The organism is Cobetia sp. cqz5-12 (genome assembly GCF_016495405.1).
Classification (GTDB): Bacteria; Pseudomonadota; Gammaproteobacteria; order Pseudomonadales; family Halomonadaceae; genus Cobetia.
In genome coordinates this window covers 910201-929672 of sequence record NZ_CP044522.1, presented here as the reverse complement: position 1 = coordinate 929672, position 19472 = coordinate 910201, and the positions used below count along the sequence as shown (strand labels likewise).

General features: G+C 63.9%; 16 protein-coding genes and 1 tRNA gene. 9 read left to right on the top strand and 8 right to left on the bottom strand.

Going from position 1 to position 19472, the window contains the following annotated elements:
- Positions 1-166 precede the first annotated feature (166 nt).
- On the bottom strand, positions 167-1036 hold the full coding sequence (locus F8A90_RS03960; protein ID WP_200019105.1) for a ComF family protein: 870 nt from the start codon (positions 1034-1036) through the stop codon (positions 167-169).
- 155 nt (positions 1037-1191) lie between these two features.
- On the opposite strand from F8A90_RS03960, the gene bioB reads away from it, so the two are divergent.
- The 6 genes from bioB to F8A90_RS03930 all read left to right on the top strand — a co-directional run bounded on the left by bioB (position 1192) and on the right by F8A90_RS03930 (position 6440).
- Positions 1192-2370 carry a biotin synthase BioB gene (bioB, locus tag F8A90_RS03955; RefSeq protein WP_166019230.1) on the top strand — a complete coding sequence of 393 codons (1179 nt, stop codon included), beginning with the start codon at positions 1192-1194 and terminating at the stop codon, positions 2368-2370.
- 6 nt (positions 2371-2376) lie between these two features.
- Positions 2377-3738, top strand: a complete 1362-nt coding sequence (locus F8A90_RS03950; RefSeq protein WP_233593432.1) for an aminotransferase class I/II-fold pyridoxal phosphate-dependent enzyme — start codon at positions 2377-2379, stop codon at positions 3736-3738.
- A complete protein-coding gene (locus tag F8A90_RS03945; protein WP_200019103.1) occupies positions 3735-4541 on the top strand; it encodes a hypothetical protein in 807 nt (268 codons plus the stop codon). The genes F8A90_RS03950 and F8A90_RS03945 overlap by 4 nt, the downstream gene beginning before the upstream one ends.
- A gap of 1 nt (position 4542) precedes the next feature.
- On the top strand, positions 4543-5409 hold the full coding sequence (locus F8A90_RS03940; protein ID WP_200019100.1) for a methyltransferase domain-containing protein: 867 nt from the start codon (positions 4543-4545) through the stop codon (positions 5407-5409).
- A gap of 58 nt (positions 5410-5467) precedes the next feature.
- Entirely contained in the window at positions 5468-6256 is a 789-nt protein-coding gene (gene bioD, locus F8A90_RS03935; RefSeq protein ID WP_200019098.1) for a dethiobiotin synthase, read from the top strand.
- 99 nt (positions 6257-6355) lie between these two features.
- Positions 6356-6440 (top strand) — tRNA-Leu (locus F8A90_RS03930).
- A gap of 271 nt (positions 6441-6711) precedes the next feature.
- On the opposite strand, the gene F8A90_RS03925 is transcribed toward F8A90_RS03930, so the two are convergent.
- Together F8A90_RS03925 and F8A90_RS03920 are read right to left on the bottom strand one after the other, a co-directional pair.
- Positions 6712-7083, bottom strand: coding sequence for a hypothetical protein (locus F8A90_RS03925; RefSeq protein ID WP_200019095.1), 372 nt, complete (start codon positions 7081-7083; stop codon positions 6712-6714).
- A gap of 134 nt (positions 7084-7217) precedes the next feature.
- A complete protein-coding gene (locus F8A90_RS03920) occupies positions 7218-7544 on the bottom strand; it encodes a YnfA family protein (RefSeq protein ID WP_043332424.1) in 327 nt (108 codons plus the stop codon).
- Positions 7545-7775: 231 nt separating this feature from the next.
- Between F8A90_RS03920 and F8A90_RS03915 the strand changes: the two genes are divergently transcribed.
- Both F8A90_RS03915 and F8A90_RS03910 read left to right on the top strand, forming a co-directional pair.
- On the top strand, positions 7776-8228 hold the full coding sequence (locus tag F8A90_RS03915) for a hypothetical protein (RefSeq protein ID WP_166019225.1): 453 nt from the start codon (positions 7776-7778) through the stop codon (positions 8226-8228).
- Between the two features lie 223 nt (positions 8229-8451).
- On the top strand, positions 8452-8997 hold the full coding sequence (locus F8A90_RS03910; RefSeq protein WP_200019093.1) for an Mpo1 family 2-hydroxy fatty acid dioxygenase: 546 nt from the start codon (positions 8452-8454) through the stop codon (positions 8995-8997).
- Positions 8998-9151: 154 nt separating this feature from the next.
- On the opposite strand, the gene F8A90_RS03905 is transcribed toward F8A90_RS03910, so the two are convergent.
- From F8A90_RS03905 to F8A90_RS03885, 5 genes are all read right to left on the bottom strand, one after another.
- Entirely contained in the window at positions 9152-10981 is a 1830-nt protein-coding gene (locus tag F8A90_RS03905) for an acyl-CoA dehydrogenase C-terminal domain-containing protein (RefSeq protein ID WP_200019091.1), read from the bottom strand.
- A gap of 319 nt (positions 10982-11300) precedes the next feature.
- The gene (cobA, locus tag F8A90_RS03900) at positions 11301-12506 is read right to left on the bottom strand and encodes a uroporphyrinogen-III C-methyltransferase (protein ID WP_325096940.1); all 1206 of its coding nucleotides are present in this window, start codon (positions 12504-12506) and stop codon (positions 11301-11303) included.
- Positions 12507-12769: 263 nt separating this feature from the next.
- Complete coding sequence (serS, locus tag F8A90_RS03895) at positions 12770-14047, bottom strand: serine--tRNA ligase (protein ID WP_176676351.1); 1278 nt, start codon at positions 14045-14047, stop codon at positions 12770-12772.
- Between the two features lie 131 nt (positions 14048-14178).
- Positions 14179-14556: a fluoride efflux transporter CrcB gene (gene crcB, locus F8A90_RS03890; protein ID WP_200019089.1), complete on the bottom strand. Its 378-nt coding sequence runs from the start codon at positions 14554-14556 to the stop codon at positions 14179-14181.
- A 254-nt stretch (positions 14557-14810) separates the two neighbouring features.
- Positions 14811-15695, bottom strand: coding sequence for a hypothetical protein (locus F8A90_RS03885; RefSeq protein ID WP_200019087.1), 885 nt, complete (start codon positions 15693-15695; stop codon positions 14811-14813).
- 355 nt (positions 15696-16050) lie between these two features.
- Between F8A90_RS03885 and F8A90_RS03880 the strand changes: the two genes are divergently transcribed.
- Positions 16051-19281 carry an FAD-binding and (Fe-S)-binding domain-containing protein gene (locus tag F8A90_RS03880; protein WP_200019085.1) on the top strand — a complete coding sequence of 1077 codons (3231 nt, stop codon included), beginning with the start codon at positions 16051-16053 and terminating at the stop codon, positions 19279-19281.
- Positions 19282-19472 lie beyond the last annotated feature (191 nt).

Here is a 19472-nt window from a genome sequence, read left to right as displayed (position 1 = left end):
TGGACCAGCAAACGGCTGCCGGACCTTGCATGCTATGAGATTAGACCCTCTGCACGCCAGTCTTCTCCCTGATTGACCCCGCCTGCCCGCTGAGTTCAACGCCCGCTGGGAGGTTGAACCCTGGCGGCACATGCCGTGCGGCTCACCTTCATGTCGCGTTTGCAGGTCACGGCGCCCCGCGCGAGGCCAGGGGAGTCCGCGCCAGCACGCAGGCCTCGACCTCACGGGCACCGGCTCGCAGGCAGGCCTGAGCAAGACTATCGAGCGTCGCACCGCTGGTCATGACGTCATCGATCAGCAGCACGTGCTCGGGCAGTAGGCCCTCGATGTCATAACGCCCACGCTGGGCCTTCAGACGCCCGCGCCTATCCCGCAGTCGCTGATCCGGCGCCGCCCTGGCCACCGCGACTGACGCCTCGTGCGGCATGCGCCTGTCGCGTACCCGCGCCATATCCCGCGGATGGCCAGCAATGGCGGGGCTCAGCCCGCGACACAGCTCTGCCAGCGCATCATGGCCGCGCTGGCGACGACGATAGGCATCTGCCGGCACCAGCAGCACTGCGCCGTGAGGATGCGACTGGCGCCACTCGTGGCAGAAGTGCGTCAGCTCCCGCTGCATGAGTTGGCGAAGCAGTCGTCCGGCGCGGCGCTGATGCTGGTCCTTGTAGCGCTGGAACAGCCCCGCCAGCAGTCCTTCATAACGCAGTGGCGCATAGCAGCGCGTAAAGGCGGGCGGTGACGACAGGCACCGCGCGCAGGCCTGCTGACTCAAGGCCAGTGAGGCGACAGGCTCAGCACAGCGCGGACAGGCATGCTGATTGCGCGCGATTCTCGCCTCGCAGGCGTCGCACCACTCGCGGCGCGATGACAGCGCTCGCTCATGACGCGAGCGTGTCGCTAGAGAGGAAAATGAATGGGGAGGTGAAACTGAAGCGCTCTGCCGTTCGGCCGCGCCGGACATGGCTGTCGTCAGCTGACGCTGACAGAAGGCGCAGGGTCGCGACAGCTGCCAGTGGTCAACCAGCAGATTTCTCATCGTTGACAGCGCCCGCGGAAACTCTATCATCTCAGTTAACCTTGTCTTTCTCGATGCGTTGACTGACTACTCGCCAGCTCGGCTGCCGGACTCACCCACGGATGAACGGCTCAGCGCGCTCTCGCTCTGCCCGCCTGATGAAGGACCTCAAGCTCATGACCGTAGAAGCCTCTCGCGTGACCACACAAGCCACGAATATCCCTGCGCCTGCCGATGACAGCGTGGTACGCCATGACTGGAGCGTCGCGGAAATCGAGGCGCTGTTCGCCCTGCCCTTCAATGATCTGCTGTTCCGTGCCCAGCAGGTGCACCGCCAGCACTTCGACCCGAACGCGGTACAGGTCTCCACCCTGCTGTCGATCAAGACCGGCGCCTGCCCGGAAGACTGCAAGTACTGCCCGCAGTCCGGCCACTACAACACCGGCCTTGGCAAGGAAAAGCTGATGGAGATCGAGAAGGTGGTCGAGCAGGCGCGTGCCGCCAAGGATGCCGGCGCCAGCCGCTTCTGCATGGGTGCGGCCTGGAAGAGCCCGCGTGAGCGCGACCTCGAGGTGGTCACCGAGATGGTGCGTCAGGTGAAGTCGCTGGGGCTCGAGACCTGCATGACGCTGGGCATGGTCGATACCGATCAGGCCAGAAAGCTCGCGGATGCCGGCCTCGACTACTACAACCACAATCTGGACACCTCACCGGAGTACTACGGCGAGATCATCACCACGCGCAGCTACAGCGAGCGCCTGGACACCCTGGCCAGCGTGCGCGAAGCCGGCATGAAGGTGTGCTCCGGCGGCATCCTCGGCATGGGCGAGACCACCACCGACCGTGCCGGCCTGCTGCGTCAGCTGGCCAATCTGGAGCCGCAGCCGGAATCGGTGCCGATCAACATGCTGGTCAAGGTGGCGGGCACGCCGCTGGAGAATGTCGATGACCTCGATCCCATCGAGTTCATCCGCGCCATCGCCGTGGCGCGCATCATGATGCCGAAGAGTCACGTGCGCCTTTCCGCTGGCCGCGAGCAGATGGACGATTCCACCCAGGCACTGGCCTTCCTCGCCGGTGCCAACTCCATCTTCTATGGCGAACGTCTGCTGACCACCGGCAACCCGCAGGCCAACCGTGACCGCGAGCTGTTCGAGCGTCTTGGCCTGCACCCGGAGACCCGCCAGGAAGTCGCCAGCGACGAAGTGCGCGAAGCCGCCCTGAAGGCCGCCATGGAAGAAAAGGCACGCGCCAATGTCGAGGGCAGCCTGTTCTATGACGCCACGCGCGAAGCGACGCCCGCCAGCAGCGAAGGCCAGGTGCGCGAACGCAAGCCCTGCGGTCTGGTGGTCTGATCGCTCGTGGCCACTGATACGCTCGCCTGCCAGCGCGCAAGCTCCAAGTCCAGCGGCAGCTTCACGCATCTGGAGGCCCTGCTCACTCAGCGTGAGCAGGCCGGCCGTTATCGCCGGCGCCTGACGCTGGATTCGCCCCAGGGCCCCCACGTCATCCTCGCCGGGCAGACAACCGATGCAGAAGCGCGCCCGCTGCTCAACTTCACCGCCAACGACTATCTGGGGCTGGCCAAGCATCCGGCACTGATCGAGGCCGGCTGTCGCGCGGCGCGTGACTTCGGTGTCGGCAGCGGTAGCGCGCATCTGGTCAATGGCCACCAGCGCGCTCACCACCAACTGGAAGAACGTCTGGCCGAGCTGACAGGACGCCCCCGCGCGCTGCTGTTCTCCACCGGCTTCATGGCCAATCTGGGCGTGATCGATGCGCTGGCGAGTGCTTCGCGCGAGGCCGGTCGCAGCCTCGAGATCTTCCATGATCGTCTCAATCACGCCAGCCTCCTCGATGGCGCGCGCCTGGCATCCTCAGGCACCACTGCCGTGCGCTCGCGTCGCTTCCATCATCGCGATATCGAGGACCTCGAGCGCCAGCTGGCGCGCTCCCGGGCCGACGACAAGCTGGTGATCAGCGATGGCGTCTTCAGCATGGATGGCGACTGCGCCGATATCGCGGGCCTGAGCCAGGCCTGTGCTCGGCACGGCGCCTGGCTGATGATCGACGATGCCCACGGACTGGGCGTGCTGGGTGAGCATGGCGAAGGCCTGGTCGGGCGCGATACCCCGCTGGCTGATGTGCCGGTATTGGTCGGCACCCTGGGCAAGGCGCTCGGTAGCAGCGGCGCCTTCGTCGCCGGTAGCGATGCGCTGATCGAGAGCCTGATCCAGCTGGCCCGCCCCTACATCTACACCACCGCGCAACCGCCGCATGTCGCGGCCGCGACCCTGGCGGCGCTCGAGATCATCGCGCGCGAGCCGCAACGCCGCGAGCAGCTACAGGCCCGCGTGCAGCAGTTCCGTGATGGATGTGCCCATCTGCTGGCGGGCAGTGGGCTCGCGCTCGAGCTGTCGCCAGCCGACACCAATGATTCACCCTCCATTCCGCTGACCCCGATTCAGCCGCTGATTCTGGGCAGCGAAGCGCGGGCCTTGGCCTGGAGCGCGGCACTGCGCGAACGCGGCGTGCTGGTCTCGGCCATCCGCCCACCCACGGTGCCCGCCGGTAGCTCGCGCCTGCGCTTCACCTTCTCCGCCGAGCACACTGCCGAGGATATCGCGGCACTGCTCGACGCTCTCGAAGCGGTACTGGCAGCGGAAAAGACCCAGCCCCGCTCTTCTTCCCCAACCATCAGCTCAGAAGGAGTCACGCCATGACGCTGTCTCGTCTGGTGCTGTTCAGCGGCTGGGGCATCGATGCGCGTATCTGGCAGCCCTTGATCGCCTGCCTGCACGCACGCCTCGCTCACGTCACGGAGACGGATGATCAGGCAGGTGACGGGGCAGATGATCAGACAAAGCGTCGCCCGCTGGAGATCATCACGCCGGACTGGCCAGAAGAAGGCTCGCAAGAGCCGACTGCCTCGCAAGCCTCACTGGGCGGCGCTGATACCCTGTGGCTGGGCTGGTCGCTGGGCGCCCTGCGGGCCGAGGCGCTGGCGAGAGAGCAAGCGCCGGCCGCTCTTGTCTCGCTGGCCATGGGGCCAAGCTTCATCGACCAGGCCCCATCTGAACAGACGATTCCCGCCCTGGCACCAGAAGTGCTGGAGGACTTCCGCGCAGCCTTCGCGCGCAACCCTGCCGCCAGCTGGCAACACTTTCTGCGCTGGCAGACCAGTGGTGAGGGCTCTGCACGTGACTGCCTCAGGCAATTGCGCGCACTGATCGGTCGCCACCCCGTCAGTCGCGAAGCGGTGCTGGCGGCAGGACTGGCGGAACTGGCCAGCCGTCAGATGTCACTAGCGCTTCAATCAGAGTTACCGCTCGAGTTCTGGCTCGGCAAGCAGGACCCGCTACTGGCGCCAGGCCTGAGTGCGGTGCTGCGCGCGCAGGGCCAGGTGGTCGCGGAATTCGAGGGTGGCCACTGCCTGCCATTGAGCGCGACCGAGGCGCTTGCCGATGCCCTGCTCACACGCATGGGCCTCGCCACCCACGTCACTCGTATCAGCGAGGAGGCCTGAGATGCCGATTGCCGTCAGCGTGCCGCCTACTGAACCTGCAACACCCCAGCTCACGCCTCCACTTACGCCTACCCCGAGCCGCCAGCAGATTGCCCGCGCCTTTGATCGCGGCGCTGCCGACTACCTCACGCTGGCGCAGGCGCAGCACGCCATGGCGGCCACCCTGTTCGCCTCGCTCCCTGAGCGGCTGCCGGCCGCCGCGCGAGTGCTCGATCTCGGTTGTGGACCCGGACATTGGACGCTCGAACTGGCGCAGCGCTACTCTGGGGCTCGCTGCATGGGGCTGGATCTCTCGCTTGAGATGCTGCGTGAAGCCGCACGCCAGACGAGCGAACTTGCGAGTGGCGACTCTGGACGCCTGCACTGGCTGCGCGCCGATGCCGAGCGCCTGCCACTGGCCGATGCGAGTCTGGACCTGGCCTTCTCGAGCCTGGCCGTGCAATGGTGCGACAGCCCTCGGCTATGGCTCGCGGAACTGTCACGCACCTTGAAACCCGGCGCTCGAGCGCACATCAACACCCTGGGGCCCGGCACCCTCAAGGAAGTACGCCATGCCTGGCAGCGCGCGGATGATTCCGTGCGTCACTTCCCCAGCGCCTCCCATCTTGCACGCCATGCCCAAGCCGCCGGGTTGCGCTGCCACTGGCAGTTACGCCCGCGGATATTTCACTATCCCGATGTCGCCGCCGTCATGGCCTCGATCAAGGGCATCGGGGCACAGACCGCCACTGGCCGGCGCCTGACACGTGCCGAAGTGCAGCAGGCCAAGGCGCGACATGAAACCTTGCGTACCGCGAAGGGATTGCCTGTAAGCTATCAAGTCATTGAACTTGTGCTCGAAAAACCGCTCAGAATTGCGTACGGATAACACTGATACTTTGCTTGAAGGCAATTACCTGCCTCGCTCGGATACAATGAAAACTGATATGAAAACCGCGGACAGCTCGTCACGGAACACGGCTCCGCCTGCGCGAGCCGAACATGGCATCGCCGCCTTCGTGACCGGCACCGATACCGAAATCGGCAAGACCTTCATCGCCAGCGCACTGCTGGCACGTGCTCGCCTGCGCGGCCTGACGACGCTGGGCCTCAAGCCCGTGGCCTCTGACTGCTTCGAGAATCACGATGGTCTGGTCAACGCCGACGCCCTGTCATTGCAGGCGCAGTGCGAACCGGAAGCCGATTATGAAAGCATCAACCCCTGGCGCTTCGCGCCGGCCATCGCGCCGCACATTGCCGCACGTCAGGTGGGCGTCAATCTCGAGGTGGCAAAGATCGCGGCGTATGTGCGAAGCCAGCGGACAAGTGCACCGCGCGACCTGCTGTTGGTGGAAGGCGCTGGCGGCTGGCGAGTACCGCTGAATGACGATGAGGATTTCTCGGACCTGGCCATCGAGCTGGGCTTGCCGGTGATTCTGGTCGTCGGGCTGCGCCTGGGCTGCATCAATCATGCGCGCCTGACGCTTGAGGCCATCGAGCGCGATGGGTTGGAGATCGCCGGCTATGTCATCAACCATCTGGAAGCGGATATCGAGGTCAGCGAAGACAACATGGCGACGTTGTCACGCACGTTGCGAGCCCCCTGTCTGGGGGTCGTGCCGTGGATGTGCGATGAAGACCTCTCCAATACACGCCACGCTGCCGAGCGCGCCGCCAGCTATCTGCAACTGCCCTGCGGGCTGGAGTCACGCAGCGTGCATGTCGTGCCGGAGTGAGTCAGTGAAGTTGCAGCACAAGGCGGGGAAATTCAGGGGTTAATCGACACAAGCGATTGACTTGAAAGGCATCACAGGTAAAATGCAGCCCTGCTTCTCGCGGAAGTGGTGGAATTGGTAGACACGCCAGATTTAGGTTCTGGTGCCGCAAGGTGTGGGGGTTCGAGTCCCCCCTTCCGCACCATCAGCAGACTCTGCTGATGCTCCCCAACTGCCTGGCGCAGTCAGCAAGTCCTCTCGCTTTTAATCTGTCATGCATGCGTCGTGATATCTGACGCCTTCTGCACCCATCATCATTGTCAGCGCCTTCCAGCCGATTACTGGTCCCGCGTCTTTCCCGCTTTCTGCGTTACTCTGCTTTGCAAACTACCTGCTCTGCATTCTCCTGCTTAGCGTTCCTCTACTTTGCGCCCCCGGTCGATCTATGGTGCGGCATTCGCGCGTCTGGACAAACCTCAGCGTCGTCTTATGCTGTCTTGCAGGTTGGTCAGGCTGACACGCGCCTGATCCAGCAATAGCTGGCGCTCTTCACGATCATGATGCGCGGCATGCGCCGCGGCGAGCTGCAGGTTCACGTATTCGATCCCGCTGGTGAAGCGATAGAACTCGCGACGCGAGGCCACCTGGCGAAAGGCGTCGAGCAGTGAGGGGTCAAGCGCCAGCCGCTCACCACGCGCAACGTCTGGCTCCGCCTCCACCAATGCCGATAGCAGTGGTTGCACGGCCTGATTCCATTCCTCTCTGCGCGGCCGCCAGCGACCGAGCCAGAAGCCGATGAAACCGCCGATGCCAAGGCCGCCCAGCCCCCATAACCATTCCCACTGCATGCTGGTGCCTCATTGCGTCAGATCGAATTCCGAGGGTCATTGCCTCATCTTGGCGCAGTATACCCAACAATGAGCGCTCTCATGCTCAACGCCCGATATATTTAATAAAATACTAATAAACAAGACATTTGCGCTCATTGCGCACGGGCACCCAGCACGATGATGGCGCTGCCTGCCAGGCAGACCAGTGTCCCCAGCAGGTCCCAGCGACTGGGCAACTGCTGCTCGACCAGCCACAGCCAGGCCACTGACGCGGCGATATAGACACCGCCATAGACGGCAAAGGCGCGCCCGGCGTGACTGACGTCGACCAGTGAAAGCAGCCAGGCGAACAGCGCCAGGCTCAGCATGCCGGGAATCAGCCAGCCGGGGCTGCGCTCCAGTTTCCACCAGGCCCAGAAACTGAAGCAGCCGGCGATCTCGGCGAGCGCCGCCAGCGGATATATCCAGAGAATCGACATCGATGAGTCTCGTGTGAGATTGGCAGCCCTGGGTGACAGCGCCATGAAAGTTGTCGGCATCAGACGACTCCCGCACCCCGTCAAAAGCCGCTAGGATTAATTAGCGGACAATCCATGGACAATCACGGCCGATGGATTCCCTGTCCGTCTCTCCGTATTGACCAAGCCAGGATTGGCGCCGTCTTGCTGCGCATGATATCGCGCAGTGACTCGATAACAAGGAACCCCACGATGACTCGGCAACGACTGATCATCAACCGCCTGGATGCTGACCGCCTCCAGCGCCTGATCGACGCTCAGCAGCACGATGAGGAGCTGTCCCTTCGCCTCGAAAGCCGCCTGATCCAGGCAGAGATCGTGCCCCCCGATGACTTCCCCGAAGACCGCGTCAGCATGCGTAGCCGCCTGCGTCTCAAGGGGTCGCGCTCCGGCGATAGCGAGCTGACACTGCACTATCCCACCCCGGAGGATGGTGAGTGCATTTCACTGCGCAACCATCTGCCGCAGCCCGAAGAGCAAGAGACCTCACTGGCCCTGTGCATCATGTCGCCACTGGGCATCGCGCTGCTGGGAATGGCGGTTGGCGAGCAGATCACGCTGCCCCGGGAAGATGGCCAGAGCGACATCATCCGCCTGGAAGCCATCCTGCATCAGCCGGAAGCCTGCGGTCATTTCCACCTCTGAAGGGCCAGTGCCGCTTGATTCACACCAGAAAAAAAGCGCCAGGTTCGACAGTCTGCCTGCGCAGACACAGGCTGGCAGCACGGCAATACGCTACGCTGACAGGAGCCAGCAGGGTTGCCGGACCCTGCTGACTCACGCCATTGCTCCTTGACATAACACGCCATCGATCCCGCTGCGCACCTGTGCATGCGGGCATTTTCAATGTCTGTCTGGAGAATGCCTCATGGGTATATTATCGCACCCTCATATCAAGGCAGACGCTCACCAGCGTCTGCATGAAGCACTCGAGCACTACGCGGCCAGTCATCAGCATCGTGAAAACATCCGCATGCATCTGGTCTGCGTACCTGTCATCTTCACTGCCAGCTTGATCCTGCTATGGAGACTGCTCGGGGGGCAGGGGCTATCGAGTGAACCGGGGCTGGGTCTGTGGATGCTGCCCGGTGGCGTGGTCACCCTGGCGCTCCTGGCCGTCTATGCGCGCTTCTCTCTCAGGGTGCTTGGCGTGATGGTCACCTGGACCCTGGCCAGTCTGGCCGTGATGTTCGTGATGCTTGGGCTCAACTGGCCGGTGACTCCGATGATGCTGGCGGCCTTCGTGGTTGCCTGGATCGGTCAGGTCGTCGGCCATCGTATCGAGGGCCGCAAACCGGCCTTCCTCGATGATCTGCGTCAGCTGCTGATCGGCCCGCTGTTCGTGCTGGTCGAGCTGTTCCCCGCCATGCGTGACTGGCTGCTGAAGCAGGATGAGCCGACCGAGCGGTCATGAGCCGACCTGCAAGCATGCAAGCTTACCGACACGGTCCGATGGACAGGGGCTCAGGCCACACAAAAAAGCCCAGCGACCTGACACGGTCGCTGGGCTTTTCATGGGACGCTAGTGACGATCACGGTGCCTTAGCCTTACGTCATTGCGTCTTGCGTCATTGCTCCGGCGCGAAATCCTCGAGGCTGAAGGCCATCAATGGCGCTGCACCAGCACTGATCTGGGCTTCCAGGGCGACGGCGCGCGGCAGCACGCGTGCCACGAAGTACTCCCCGAGCGCCAGCTTGCGGCGATAGAAGGCCTCACCGCTGGCACCTGCTTGCGCCAGTCCATGCGCCGCAGCTCGCGCCATGCGCAGCCACAGATAGCTGTAGACACACAGCCCTGCCAGATTGAGGTAGTCACAGGCCGCCGCGCCCAGCTCTTCCAGGTTGTCATCGGCACGGGCCAGCAACTGCTCGGACACTCGCTCCAGACGCGCAAGCTCCGTCTTGCAGGCCTCGGCGAACGGGTGGGTCCGAGCATCGTCGACCTGACACTCAAGCTCGGCTCGCACCAAGGCGGCAAAGCTCGCCACATGGGCGCCACGATTGCGGTAGAGCTTGCGCCCCACCAGATCCATCGCCTGAATGCCGTTGGTGCCTTCGTAGATCATCGCGATGCGTGCATCGCGCACGTACTGCTCAGCGCCCCACTCCACGCAGTAGCCATTGCCACCATAGAGTTGCTGCGCCATGACGGTGGCATCGAAGCCACGGTCGGTCAGCAGCGCCTTGGCGATCGGCGTCATGAATTGCACCAGCGCATCCGCGCCAGCCTTCACCGCGTCATCGGCGTGATATTTGACGCGGTCCAGCTGCTGGCCCACGAAGACGGCAAAGGCGCGCCCGGTCTCGTTCCAGACGCGCACCTCAAGCGCCATGCGTCGCACGTCAGGATGCACCAGAATCGGGTCGGCCGGCTTGTCAGGCGCCTTGGCCCCAGTCGGTGCCCGGCTCTGCAGACGCTCGGCGGCGAAGTCCATCGCGCTCTGATAGGCCACCTCGCCCAGCCCCAGCCCCTGCAGACCGATGGAGAGACGCTCGTAGTTCATCATGGTGAACATCGCCGCCAGCCCCTGATGCGGCTCGCCAATCAGCACGCCTTCGGCACCGTCGAAGTTCATCACGCAGGTCGCGCTGCCCTTGATGCCCATCTTGTGTTCGATGGAGCCACAGCTGACCGCATTCGGTGCCGTCGGCTGCCCATCGGCATCCAGCAGGTGCTTGGAGACCAGAAACAGCGAGATGCCACGCGTCCCCGACGGCGCATCCGGCAGCTTGGCGAGCACCAGATGCACGATGTTGTCGACCATGTCGTGCTCGCCGCCGGTGATCCAGATCTTGGTGCCGGTGAGGCGATAGCGCGGCAGCCCCAGCAGCGGGTCATCGCCCTCGAGGGATTCGGCACGGGTGCGGATCAGGCCGAGGTCCGTGCCGCAATGCGGCTCGGTCAGACACATGGTGCCCAGCCAGTCGCCGGCATACATGCGCGGCAGAAATACCTGCTTGACGGACTCCGGCGCGTGGCTGTCCACCGCCAGACAGGCACCGGCATTCAGCGCCGGATAGAGCGCGAAACTGGCATTGGTGGCGTAGAGCATCTCTTCAAAGGCCACGGTGAGCATCTTGGGCATGCCCTGACCACCGTATTCAGGGTTGCCGCCCAGTCCCATCCAGCCGCCTTCGGCGAGTACCCGATAGGCCTCCTTGAAGCCCTTGGGTGTCGTGACGTGGCCGTTTTCGAAACGCGCACCCTCGGCGTCACCGCTCAGGTTCAGCGGCAGCAGCTCGGCCTGGGTCACGCGCGCACCTTCCTCGAGAATCGCCTCGGCCAGCTCGACATTCACCTCTTCGGTGGCTGCCATGTCCGCCCATTCCTGCTCGGCGGCAAACACCTCATCGAGAATGAAGCGTGCATCCTTGAGTGGCGCCTGATACTTGGCCATATCACTGTCCTCACTGACTCATGTGCTAAGGGCTTGCGCGAAAAACTTGCCTCACGCCCGTGATGAAAGACGGGCTTCGCTCAGCAGAATTCAAACGATTGCTTGAAACAATAGGCGCAATCAGATGCCACGTCATCTCGACCTTGGCCCAAGAGCCGCCCAGCCATGTGCCAACGCGATGGTCAGGCCAACGACCACAGCCCCCCCATGGCCCGCGACCTAACGCAAGACGCCGCCCCGGGGTTACCGAGGCGGCGTCTTGTCACTGCTCATGTCGCTGCTTTTTCGCTTCTACGCCTTCGTTTCCACGACGGTCGCGCTATACCGATACCACATTGGCCAGCGGCGTCGGATGCTTGCCATCTTCCCACCCCAGGCTGCTGTTGGCATTCGGCGAGAACCATTGAAGTGTGTCGTGCAGCTTGACCACATCCCCGACGATGATCAGCGTCGGCGGCTTGAGGCCCTGACCGGCGATCTGCGCCGGCATGTCCGCCAGCGTTGCCACATGCACACGCTGACGCGCGGTGGTGCCCTGCTCGACCAACGCGATCGGCGTGGACGCCGCCAGGCCATTGGCGATCAACTGCTCGCAGATCAGGCCCAGGCTGCCAAGCCCCATGTAGAAGACCAGCGTCTGGGCCGGACGCGCCAGCGCTTCCCAATCCAGGTCACAGCTGCCATCCTTGAGATGCCCGGTGACGAAGCGCACCGACTGGGCGTGGTCGCGATGGGTCAGCGGGATGCCCGCGTAAGCCGCGCAACCGGAAGCCGCCGTGATGCCCGGAACCACCTCGAAACTGATACCGGCACCGGCCAGGGTCTCGAGCTCTTCCCCGCCGCGCCCGAAGATGAAGGCATCACCGCCCTTCAAGCGCACCACGCGATGCCCGGCGCGAGCGTAATCCACCAGCGCCTGATTGATGCCTTCCTGGGGCACGCTATGATCACTGCGCGCCTTGCCGACGTACAGGCGACGCGCCTCAGGCTTGGCCAGCGCCAGAATCTCGTGACTGACCAGACGGTCGTGAATGATGACATCGGCCTGCTGCAGATGACGCAGCGCCTTGAGGGTCAGCAGCTCCGGATCGCCCGGTCCCGCACTGACCAACGCCACCTGGCCATGCGTGCCCGTGAAGCGGTCCTCCTCCTTTACCGGCAATACCGCCTCGCCTGCCACCAGGCGTGGCGGCAGACGCACGCTGGAGTCCCGGGGGTGGCTCGGCGCGAACACCATCACGTGCTGCTCGCGCGCATGACGCAGGATGCCGCGATCACGTCCTTCGCTGCCGGTCGCGACCAGCCATAGCTGGCCCGGTGCCGGTACGGGCAACAGGGTATCGGCAACCTCCCAACCTTCACGACCACACAGGGTCTCCAGCATCGGCATGCGGGCATCGCCGTAGACACACAGGTCAGCGCCGAGTCCGGCAAAACGCTCCGCCAGAGCGACAGCCTCCTGGCCGCCACCGATCAGGCACAGCTGGAGTCGTGAGGGATCACAGGAGAGATTGAGAAATTCCATGGGGCACATCCACAAACGCGGCAAGGCTGGGGAGCAGCCTTCGATGGGTCGCATTTTAGAGCATAAGAACCACTCTCTAAAATAACCAATAAGAATAACAACCCTGATGCTACGTTGTAGTCACGCAGAGGAAATACCGAGTGAGGGAATAACGAGTGGTGCGATCGGGCAAGGCCTCTGTCTTCGCGATAAACGAAGGCCCCCGCTTCCAAACGAAAGCGGGGGCCTTGGCTGCAAGAATCCACTACGGCGAATCACGCACCTCAGACGTTGATGGTTTCCACTCCACCCATGTAGCCACGCAGCGCCTGCGGCACGCTGATGGAGCCATCGGCGTTCTGATGGTTTTCCAGCACGGCGACCAGGCAGCGACCCACGGCCAGACCGGACCCATTCAGGGTATGCACCAGCTGCGGCTTCTTCTGACCTTCGACACGCACACGCGCCTGCATGCGGCGCGCCTGGAAGTCACGGCAATTGGAGATGGAGGAAATCTCGCGGTAGGTCGCCTGGCTCGGCAGCCAGACTTCCAGGTCGTAGGTCTTGGCGGCGGCAAAGCCCATGTCGCCGGTGCACAGGGTCACGGCACGATACGGCAGTTCCAGCGCCTGCAGGATGGCTTCGGCGTGGCCGCGCATCTCTTCGAGGGCTTCGTCGCTCTTCTCCGCCGCGACGACCTGCACCATCTCGACCTTGTCGAACTGGTGCTGGCGAATCATGCCGCGGGTATCACGACCATAGGCACCGGCTTCACTGCGGAAGCACGGGGTATGGGCGGTGAACTTGAGCGGCAGACTGCCGGCGTCGATGATCTCGTCGCGCACCATGTTGGTCAGCGGCACTTCGGCGGTCGGGATCAGGAAGAAATCACGATCGTCGTTGAGCTTGAACAGGTCTTCCTCGAACTTGGGCAGCTGGCTGGTGCCCATCAGGGAATCGCGGTTGACGATATACGGCACGTAATATTCTTCGTAGCCGTGCTCAAGCGTCTGCTTGTCGAGCATGAACTGCACCAGCGCACGGTGCAGGCGCGCGATGGAGCCATGCATCACGGCGAAGCGTGAACCGGTGATCTTGACCGCCAGCTCGAAGTCCAGCTGGCCCTTGAGCTCACCCAGGTCGACGTGGTCACGCACGTCGAAATCGAATTCACGCGGCGTGCCCCAGCGGTGCAGCTCGACGTTGTCGCTCTCGTCAGCGCCTTCCGGCACTTCGGCGTCCGGCAGGTTCGGCAGGCTGGCCGCCATGGCATCGGCCTTGGCCTGCAGCTCGTTGAGCTCGGACTTGGCGGCGTCGAGACGCTCGCCCAGATCACTGACTTCTGCCAGCAGCGGCGCGATGTCTTCGCCGCGAGCCTTGGCATTACCGATGGACTTGGAGCGGGTGTTGCGCTCGTTCTGCAGGGATTCCGTCTCGACCTGCAGGTCACGGCGGCGCGCTTCCAGCGCGGCAAAGGCTTCAGTATCCAGCTGATAGCCACGACGTGCGAGGCGCTCAGCAGTCGCTTCAAGATCAGCGCGCAGAAGTTTCGGGTCCAGCATGTGGGAAGGCTCTCTCGTCGGATCACTCAGGCCGCATCGCGGCGCGGAAAGGTTATGCGCACTAGTCTACCTCAGCCATGCCCTGCTTCGCAGCCGCCCAGGCGACAGGAGGGCGCGCCCGAGCACGGGAATCACAGCAGAACGCGTGCGATCTTCATGCCCAGCGCGACCATGCCCAGACACGCCACCACACTGACGGCGACATAGATCAGCCCCGCCAGCATGCGCCCGCTCATCATCAGATTGAGCGCCTCGAGGGCAAAGGTGGAGAAGGTGGTGAAGGCGCCGGTGAAGCCTGCCACCATGATCGCCTGCCAGACGGGAGCCAGCTTGAGCTCCTGGGTCACCCAGATGAACAGGAATCCCATCAGGCAGCTGCCGATCAGATTGACGCCAAGGGTCCCCCACGGGAAACCGCGCCCGGCAGCGCCGACGATCCAGCCACTGACGAGATATCGTCCCAGCGCCCCGATGGCGCCGCCCGCTGCTACTGCCAACCAGGTTCCCATGTGCCTTGTATGCCCCGTGCTCGATTCAATGCGAATGAGTGCTGGGCAACGCCATGGATCGGCCGCCCGCCACTCTGGCACCCGAGGGTGCCGCCTAGCGCTCCATTGTAGGAAAATCGCCAGTCACGGGGAATCCGCGACTCACGAAAGGCGGGTTGAACAAAGTACGACACCCGCGATGCGCCTCCTGATCAATGGGCATCGCGGGTATCTGAGGGTGGCTGAGAGTGGAAGGCATCAGGCGGCAGGGCGCCTCATTCACTGCCGGGGGACGCACTGCCCTGCTCGATCTCCGCGCGCAGTTGCTCCAGCACCTGCTGCCATTGGCGGTGTGCGCCCTCCTTGCCCCCCAGCTGCTCCAGACCGCGTGCCGTCCAGGTGCCGGGGGTGCCGATACGCGAGGCAAGCTCGCCGGGCGGGGTATCGGGGTGGGCTTCCATCAAGGCCAGCGCATCGCGCAACTGCGCCATCAGCAACAGGCGCGCCTGGGGGCCGCTCATGCCGGGCACCGTCTGGAACCAGTCGAGCAACGCCTGCTGTTGCGCCATCTGCCAGGCATTCACGCAGACCGCCAGCATGCTGGCCTCGAAGGCCGCTTCATCATCGAAGGCGATGATCTGCCGGACCGCCGGCCCGAGCAGGTCGCGCGTCAGCGGGTCTTCCGGATAGAGCGTGAGGGCACTCTGCCCCTCACAGACCGCCAGCCCCGTCATCACCCGCACCACTCGCGCCGGCGCGAACCAGCGCTGCAGCTGCTGTAGTGGCACCCCGGCCGCCAGCACCATCAGGTGATGGTCCTTGCTCAGTGCGCGGCTTTCACGCAGTTCACTTGCCAGTGCCTCGAGCTGCTCTGGCCGCACTCCGACCAGCATGCACAGGCTCGATTCACACACCGCGACATTGCTGACGTGGCGGATGGCACCGAAACGCCAGCCTAGACGATGACTGCGCACGTCGTTGCGCGGCGAGAGATGAAATTCCAGATCATGCCGCGAACGGCCTTCGCGCTGACAACCGCGCGCCAACGCGACCAGCAATGACTCCGCCAACTCCCCCACCCCCAGCACTCCCAATCGCGTGGGCGGCTGACGAGACTCGCGATGACAGGTGGAGGTCGAGGAATAGGTGGACGATGCCATGAGCTAACTCCTGATGACTCAGCTGAGGGGGAAGACAGCTTCAAGGAAAGAAGCAGAGGGGATGTGGCATGACAGTCTGCCTTGCGATGCCAACGGTACCACTGAAGCGGCGACTGATGCCTGATGATCACCCGCAGCATGTGCACATCACCCCCTTGTGGCTTGCATTCTGACGCACACACCTCGATTTGATGACTCTTCACAGCGTAGTCATTCCTCACTCCTTTCACCTGAATTCCCGTCTCGCGAGTGACGCAATGCCGCGCTGGGCTGGGGCCACACGCCCAGCTCAGGTAAGCTTAGGCCCATTGGCCCTGGATGCCTGCCTGACGCGACTCACTGCCCGAGCGAGATCATGACCGAACGCCTGCTGGATATGCCCGCCCCCGTCGATTCCCTCTATCTGGACTTCCTGGCCGCCCTGCGAGATGCAGGCTTTGCCGGTGACATCAGTCCGGACTACGCCAACCGCACCGTGTTGTCTACCGACAACTCGCTCTATCAGGTGCTGCCTCAGGCCGTGGTCTACCCGCGCCATGCCGAGGATGTCCAGCGCATTGCGCGCCTCTCCCACGAGCCACGCTTTTCGGGCGTCACCCTGGCGCCACGCGGCGGCGGTACCGGCACCAATGGCCAGTCGCTCAATGACGGCGTGCTGGTGGATGTCTCGCGGCACATGAACCGCATTCTCGAGATCGATGTCGAGAACCGCCGCGTGCGCGTCGAGGCCGGCGTGGTGAAGGACCAGCTGAATGCCGCGCTCAAGCCGCATGGCCTGTTCTTCGCCCCGGAGCTCTCGACCTCCAACCGCGCCACCATTGGCGGCATGATCAATACCGATGCCTCCGGTCAGGGCAGCTGCGAATACGGCAAGACGCGTGACCACGTGCTGGCGCTCGACAGCGTTCTGCTCGACGGGACCCGGCTGTCGAGCCATGCCATCGATGATGCCGAGCTCGAGGCACTGTGTGCGCGTGATGATCGCGTCGGTGAGGTCTACCGCACCGCACGTGCCATCGCCGATGAGCGCGCCGAGGAAATCGCCGACATCTTTCCGCCACTCAACCGCTGCCTGACCGGCTACGACCTCGCCCACCTGCGCGAGGCCGACGGACGTTTCAACCTCAACAGCCTGCTGTGCGGCGCCGAGGGCACGCTGGGCTTCGTGGTCGAAGCCGAACTGAATGCATTGCCCATCGCGCCCTGCTCGACGCTGATCAACCTGCGCTACGCAAGCTTCATGGACGCACTGCGTGACGCCAAGGCGTTGATGGCCGTCGAGGGCAATCGCCCGACCTCCATCGAGACGGTGGATGACACCGTGCTCAATCTGGCCATGCAGGACTTCGTGTGGGACAGCGTCGAGGAATTCTTCCCGGCCAGTGAAGAAGGCACCCCGGCCATCGGCGGCATCAACCTGATCGAATTCAATGCCGACAGCGAAGAGGTGCTGGATGCCAAGGTGCAGGCTTTCAGCGAGCACCTGGCCAGCGATACCAGTGTCGAGCGCCTCGGCTTCACCGAAGCCCGTGGCCGCGCACAGATCAGCCGCGTCTATGGCATGCGCAAGCGCTCGGTGGGCCTGCTGGGCAATGTCGATGGCGAGGCCCGTCCGTTGCCCTTCGTCGAGGACACTGCTGTCCCGCCGGAGCATCTGGCCGATTACATCGCCGAATTCCGTGCCGCGCTGGATGCCCGTGGCCTGCGTTATGGGATGTTCGGTCATGTCGATGCCGGCGTGCTGCACGTGCGCCCGGCGCTGGACATGAAGGACCCCGCCCAGCAAGCGATGATTCGCGAGATCTCCGATGAGGTCGCCGCCCTCACCCACAAGTACGGTGGCCTGCTGTGGGGTGAGCACGGCAAGGGCGTGCGCTCCGAATATTCACCACGCTTCTTCGGCAGCCTCTACGGCGCGCTGCAGGACGTGAAGGCGGCCTTTGACCCGCACAATCAGCTCAATCCGGGCAAGATCGCCTCGCCGCGCCTGTCAGTGGCGCTGGTCGACGACGCTGGCGCCGGCGAAGAGGGCAGCGAAGGGAGCGAAGGGAGCGACAAGCGTGATCACGCTGACAGCGCCGTCGAGGCCTTCGACCCCCGCTTGATGCGTATCGATGACGTGACCATGCGCGGCGATCTCGACCGTCAGATCGATGAGCGCGTGTGGCAGGAATACGCCAGCGCCGTCTACTGCAACGGCAATGGCGCCTGCTACAACTACGATCCCAACGACGCCATGTGCCCGTCATGGAAGGCGACTCGCCAGCGCATCCACTCGCCCAAGGGGCGTGCCAGCTTGATGCGTGAGTGGCTGCGCCTGGAAGGCAACGCCGGACGCGACGTGATCGCCGAGGCCCAGGCCGCACGCACACCGGGCCTCAAGGGCACCGGCATGTGGCTGGCGCGTCTACCGGCGCGCATCAGCGCCTCGCTCAAGGCGCGCCGTGCCGGCTCCGCGCAGGCTGAGGGTCAGTCTGACGCCAACTTCGACCAGCAGGTCTATGACGCCATGTCCGGCTGCCTGGCGTGCAAGTCCTGCGCAGGCCAGTGCCCGATCAAGGTCAACGTGCCCGATTTCCGCAGCCGCTTCCTTGAGGTCTATCACCATCGTTATCAGCGCCCGCTGCGCGATTATCTGATCGGCAGCCTCGAATTCGTGCTGCCGTGGGCCGAGCGCGTCACGCCGCTCTATAACGGCCTGTTGACCCACAAGCTGGTCAGTCGTCTGCTGGAAGGCCCGATCGGCATGGTCGATGCGCCGCGCCTGTCGCGCGCCAGTCTGCGCAGACAGCTCAAGAGCTGGGGCGTGTCCGAGGCGACGCCGACCCAGCTGGGCCGCCTGACCGAATCCCAGAAGGCCAGAAGCGTGATCCTGGTGCAGGACGCCTTCACCAGCCACTTCGAGGCCCAGCTGGTGATCGACATCATCGAGCTGCTGTCGCGACTCGACATCCATGTCTTCGTCGCGCCCTTTGCCCCCAACGGCAAGCCGCTGCAGGTGCAGGGCTTCACCGGGGCCTTCCAGCGTACTGCGCGTGCCCAGGCCGAGCGCCTCAAGGCCATTGCTGACTTCGGCGTACCACTGGTCGGCATCGACCCGGCGATGACACTGACCTATCGTCAGGAGTATGTGAAGACGCTCGGCCCGAACGCGGTTCCCGAGGTGTTGCTGCTGCAGGAATGGCTGATCAGCCTGCGCAAGCTGCTGCCGGTCGGAGTGACCAAGACGATTCTCGGCAAGATGGACCCGGGCATGAAGCTGTTGAGCCACTGTACCGAAAGCACCAATGCGCCGGGTTCCGCCAAGGCCTGGCAGCAGGTCTACTCCGCCTTCGGCCTCAAGCTCGAGACCATCGCCACCGGCTGCTGCGGCATGTCCGGTACCTATGGCCACGAAGCGCGCAATCTCGAGACATCACGCGCCATCTATGAATTGTCATGGAAGTCCGTGGTCGAAGACGACGCCAATCAGGGCAAGCTGGTCGCCAGTGGCTATTCGTGCCGCAGTCAGAGCAAGCGTTTCTCCGGCAGCCAATTGCCGCATCCGCTGCAGGCATTGCTGCCACTGCTGCGTCGCGCCCAATGAGGGATCGCGTCTGCCCGACGTCATCACGCGGGTACGACAGAGAAAGGAAATGAGGAGAGCGCGATAAGGCAACGCGACGTTGCATACCACGGAATCAATCGCTAGGCTGCGCCCTTTCGGCCTGCCGCGCGGCACCTGAGTGGCGCCTGCCCCCTGCTTCGAGCCTGTTCGGACAGGCAGGGGCAGGGACC